The sequence below is a fragment of the Kitasatospora sp. NPDC004799 genome (assembly GCF_040609095.1).
Lineage (GTDB): Bacteria > Actinomycetota > Actinomycetes > Streptomycetales > Streptomycetaceae > Kitasatospora.
In genome coordinates this window covers 1-4718 of sequence record NZ_JBEXJK010000541.1, presented here as the reverse complement: position 1 = coordinate 4718, position 4718 = coordinate 1, and the positions used below count along the sequence as shown (strand labels likewise).

Annotated in this window: 5 protein-coding genes and 1 pseudogene; 2 read left to right on the top strand and 4 right to left on the bottom strand. The window is 73.5% G+C overall.

What is annotated here, in order from left to right:
* Nucleotides 1–87 precede the first annotated feature (87 nt).
* The 4 genes from ABZW03_RS37540 to ABZW03_RS37525 all read right to left on the bottom strand — a co-directional run bounded on the left by ABZW03_RS37540 (nt 88) and on the right by ABZW03_RS37525 (nt 3507).
* Nucleotides 88–1467, bottom strand: coding sequence for a hypothetical protein (locus ABZW03_RS37540; RefSeq protein WP_355268870.1), 1380 nt, complete (start codon nt 1465–1467; stop codon nt 88–90).
* Nucleotides 1468–1473: 6 nt separating this feature from the next.
* Nucleotides 1474–2244, bottom strand: a complete 771-nt coding sequence (locus ABZW03_RS37535; protein ID WP_355268868.1) for a hypothetical protein — start codon at nt 2242–2244, stop codon at nt 1474–1476.
* 18 nt (nt 2245–2262) lie between these two features.
* Entirely contained in the window at nt 2263–2526 is a 264-nt protein-coding gene (locus ABZW03_RS37530; RefSeq protein ID WP_355268866.1) for an ABC transporter permease, read from the bottom strand.
* Nucleotides 2527–2880: 354 nt separating this feature from the next.
* Nucleotides 2881–3507 carry a TetR/AcrR family transcriptional regulator gene (locus ABZW03_RS37525; RefSeq protein WP_355268865.1) on the bottom strand — a complete coding sequence of 209 codons (627 nt, stop codon included), beginning with the start codon at nt 3505–3507 and terminating at the stop codon, nt 2881–2883.
* Nucleotides 3508–3706: 199 nt separating this feature from the next.
* Between ABZW03_RS37525 and ABZW03_RS37520 the strand changes: the two genes are divergently transcribed.
* Together ABZW03_RS37520 and ABZW03_RS37515 are read left to right on the top strand one after the other, a co-directional pair.
* Nucleotides 3707–4465 carry an SDR family oxidoreductase gene (locus ABZW03_RS37520; RefSeq protein ID WP_355268863.1) on the top strand — a complete coding sequence of 253 codons (759 nt, stop codon included), beginning with the start codon at nt 3707–3709 and terminating at the stop codon, nt 4463–4465.
* Nucleotides 4462–4718 (top strand): annotated as a pseudogene (locus ABZW03_RS37515) (hypothetical protein); the annotation flags it as partial. The gene ABZW03_RS37520 and the pseudogene ABZW03_RS37515, both read left to right, overlap by 4 nt.

Genomic DNA, 4718 nt, shown 5'->3' with positions numbered 1-4718 from the left:
ACCACGCGGCCCCATCGAGACCGAAGCAGCCCGCCGCCTCGCCGACGACCTCAAGCACCAGTAGTCACCCGATTACCCAACACTCTCTCAGGCGGCCCGGTGGAAGAAGAACGGGTCGATGGACGGCGGGACCCTGGTCACGCCGTCCGTGCTGAGCAGTTGACGGGTGGTGAAATTGGCGTTGCGCTGGTACGTCACGCCCACCGGGAAGTTGGCCCGGTCGGGCGTGTTGTTGCCGGAGAAGATCCCGTAGAAGTCCCTCCCGACGGTGATCATCCGCAGGTAGTCGCCGAGGTACGGCAGGTTGAACCCGGCCGGCGGGACGTCGCCCGGAGCCTGGTGCAGCACCACGCGCTCCACGGTCTGGAACACGTCGTCGGTCAGCTCCAGCACGGTCGACCACTGGTTGTCGGCCAGCTGCTGGTAGAGCAGCCCGACCAGGCCGTCGGAGTTGACCGCCAGCGCCGGGTTCTTGCCGTTGACGATGTCGTCGCGCGCCGCGCTCCAGCTCGCTCCCCGGTCCGCCGAGTGCTGGAGGTGCAGCACGTAGTCGGTGGGGACGGCGCCGCCGTGGTTGTCGCACCAGGCGATCCAGACGCTGTTGGAGTCGGTCCGGTCGACGGCGATCGCCAGGTCCGCGCCGGTGCGCTCCTGGCCCAGCGTCGGCACCCGCACGTTGAACCGCACCCTCCGGCCGGCCACCACGCGCAGGCCGACCTCGCCGTCGCCCGGGTCCAGCAGGTCCTCGAACGGGTCCGGCCCGACGCCGCCCTTGTCGTCGCGGGTCACCACGACGTCGAAGGTGACGATGCGCGCCGGGCTGAAGTCGGTCCAGCGCTGGTAGGCGGTGTAGACCGTCCCGTCCGGGTGGACGGCGATCCGGATCGGCGGCCCGTCGTGGACGGAGTCGCCGCGCCGGTCGAGCCGGACGGTCCTGAAGTCGGCCTGGCCGGCGGCCGTGCGGCCGTCGCTCGCCACGTCCACGGTGGCGGGCCGGGGCTCGTCGGCGGAGTCGTTGTTGCCGACGTACACCCGGTCGCTGCTGACCCCGTTCGCCGTGACGGTGGTGGCGACCACCCACGGCTGGTCCTCGTCCGCCCGGTCGACCAGTTCGTCCATCGGGTCGGACGCGGTGACGTCCGGCATCCGCAGGATCTGCAGGTCGCTGGTCTCACCGTTGAGGATGCCGGTGTAGAGCCGGCCGCCCGTCCCGCCGAAGCCGACGCTGATGTCGCCGGTGCCGCGGCCCCCGTTGCCCGGGACGACGCTGTTCAGCACCCAGCTGTTCCCGCCGTCGGAGGAGACGTAGACCGGGGCGAACGGGCCGCCCATCGGGTCCGGGGTGAAGGCGCTCGCGACCATCTCGGCGGGGTTCTCCGGGTTGACCGCGAGGTTGGGCTCACTGTCCAGGCTCCGGTCGCCGCTCAGCGCCTTGGGGGTGATGTCGACGACCTTGATGGTGGGCATGTCCGCTCACCTCCCTTCCCGCAGCACGGCGAGCTTCTGCACCGGCTGGCAGTCGTCGCGGTGGAGGATCCGGAACGCCGCCCGCTCGGCCAGGTCGCCCGCCGTCCGGTGGAGGAGCCACAGGGACTCCTGACCGGCGTTCGGGTTGGGCACCTGGCGCCAGCGGATGTCCGTACTGCTCGGGTAGAGGAAGGCGGACGGTCCGGGCTCGATCGCACCGCGCTCGACGATCGAGACCTCGATACTGGCGCGCCACCAGTGCGGGGCGTGCTCGGAGAAGTCCGTCAGCCCGAGGTCCTCGAGGCCGACCACGGTGCCGACCACCACGGCGTCCGCCTCGGCGGCGTGCGCGACGAGGTCCTCGTCGTGGATGGCGCGCTGCACGGACGTGAACGGCAGTTCGTCGGCGGTGGCGGCGGCCATCGAGATGTGCCGCAGCACTGCGCCGACCGGCAGCCGGCCCACCTCGGAGACGCCCAGGGCATCGCCGTAGACCAGGCCCTGGGTGAAGAACGCGGCCGCGTCACCGACCGCCATGGGGGCGGCGTCGGCCGCCAGTTGGACGGTGACCTCGCTGCCAGCGAGCTGCCGGAAGGCCTCGGGTGCGTGCAGCACCTCGTCCACCCGGACCACCACCGTCCGTTCGTCGCGGGCCTCGACCGGGACGGCCGCGAGCGAGGTGCCGCCGACCCGGGTGACGCTGCCCACGAAACTCAGCGGGGCCCGCCGGACGAGGTCCGCGAGCTCCTCCTTCTTGACCGGTGCCGTGTTCGGCATGACGATCCTCCTCTCCGGTCACCGCACGGCGCGGACCGAGGACGGGTGCGCCCGGCGCCACTCGATCCGGGCGCCGAGCAGGCAGACGGCGGTGACGGCGGCCGCCACCGCGACCACGAACCACTCCGCCGCGCCGCTGCCGGCGTCCGGGTCGATGCCGAGGAGCGTCTCGATCCACTGCGGCCACACCAGCGTGAGCAGGAACAGCAGTCCGGACAGCCCGCCGAGGGCCGTCTCCAGCCAGAAGCGGGGCCGGACCGCACGCGATTGTCGGAAGGGCATCACTGCACCTCCCCCTTCTCCAAACCGCCCGGGCCGCACCGCGACGCGGCAGGCGCCGTTCCCGTGCCGCCGCGCCGTGGCGGCGGCACGACCCGGCCGGACCGGCCCGGGTCGGGGGTCGCTCCCGTACGGCGCCGCCGGTCGGGGGCGTGGTCGCCGGGGGAGGTGGTTGCTTCGATCCGCAGCGTCGGGGCTGCGGTGGGAGTGCGCCGGAGAGGGGCTCGCGGTGTCACCCTGCGTGCCGGTCCGCCTACGCTGTACGCCTACGAGGCACACGTACTTCGTATACGAGTCTGCTCGCACTCCGTGAGCGGGTCAAGAGCGGACCGGATCTCCGTGGAACCGCCCCCGGGGTCAGACCCGGGCGCCGAGCATCCGCAGCACCAGTTCCCCGTAGCGGCGGCCCAGCTCCTCCGGCGTCTCGGAGGAGTTGTCGGTGTACCAGCGGGAGACGTCGATGCCCAGCGAGGTGACCGCGCGGGCCGCCGTCCGCACCTCCGCCACCTGGAACTCCCCCGCCGCGGCGCCCGCCTCGATCAGGGCGCTCACCTCGCGCTCGATGTCCAGCCGGAGCGCCGCGACCACCGCGTAGGCGTCCTCGGGCAGCGCGTGCAGCTCGTAGTTGACCACCCGGCCGACCGTCCGGGCCCGGGCGTGCCAGGCGGTGAACTGCTCGACCAGCCGCCGCATCCGTTCGGCCGGGCCGCCGGGGCCGGCCACCGCGCCCCGGACCAGGGCGAGCGTGGCGGCGTGCCCGGCCCGGCTGATCTCGGCCAGCAGCGCGGCCTTCGACTGGTAGTGGATGTACAGCGCGGCCGGGCTCATCCCCGCTGCGGTGGCGATGTCCCGGGTCGTGGTGGCGTGGAAGCCGCGCTCCGCGAACGACTCGACGGCGGCCTGGAGCAGCCGGTACGCCGCTTCGGGGCGGACGTCGGCGCCGGGCAGGGTCGGCCACAGGTCGGCGAGCGGGGTGCTGGTCATGGCGCCATCCTCCCAGAGAACTCGTACAGGCTTTCCCGCCGGCCGCCCCCTGGACCGCTTCGCGGATCGCTCGGCGGACCGCTCGGCGGACCGGGTGGGCGTTCGGCAGGCTGTTGACAGGCTCCCGCACCGACAGCATGCTGAGCAAGCGCTTAGTCAGCAGGTGGCAGAGATCCTCGCACGAAAGGCAGGACGCTCCGTGGTGCACTCCTTCAAGGGCCGGGTGGCCGTCGTCACCGGATCGAGCCGGGGCATCGGCCTCGGCATCGCGCGCGAGCTGGTCGACCGCGGGGCCAAGGTCTGCCTCACCGCCCGCAGTCCGGAACCGCTGGCCGAGGCCGTCCGCGACCTGGGCGGCCCGGAGAACGCGATAGCCGTCGCGGGCAAGGCCGACGACCCGGCCCACCAGGAGGAGGTCGTCGCCCGCACCCTGGAGGCCTTCGGCCGGCTCGACCACCTGGTCAACAACACCGGCATCAACCCGGTCTTCGGGCCGGTCCTCGACACCGACGAGGCCGCCGCCGCCAAGATCCTCGCCGTCAACGTGCTGGCCCCGCTGGCCTGGACCCGCCGCGCGCACGCCGCCTGGATGGGCGAGCACGGCGGCTCGATCGTCAACGTCGCCTCCATCAGCGGCATCCGCGCCTCGCTCGGGATCGGCATGTACGGCGTCAGCAAGGCCGCGCTGATCCGGCTCACCACCGAACTCGCCGCCGAGCTGGGCCCCCAGGGCATCCGGGTCAACGCCGTCGCCCCCGCCGTGGTCAAGACCAGGTTCGCCGCGGCGCTGTACGAGGGCCGCGAGGAGGAGGCCGCCAGGGCCTACCCGCTCGGCCGCCTCGGCGTCCCCGAGGACGTCGCCGGCGCCGTCGCTTTCCTGCTCTCCCCGGAGGCCGGCTGGATCACCGGTCAGACCCTGGTCGTCGACGGCGGGGTCACCCTCGGCGGTGGGATGTGACCACCGGGGCGTCCGGCGGCGGGGGCGTCGACGGGCGCGCGCTCGACGGCGGCACGCTCGGCAGCGGCACGCTCGACGAACTGCCGCTCGACGGCCGGGAGGCCGAGGACGGCCGGGAGGCCGAGGACGGCCGGGCGTTCGCCGGGCAGGGCGTGGTGGTGACCGGCGGCGGCCGGGGCATCGGCGCCGCGCTGGCCCGGGCCTTCGCCGCGGCCGGCGCCCGGGTGGTGGTCAACGACCTGGACGCCGGGGC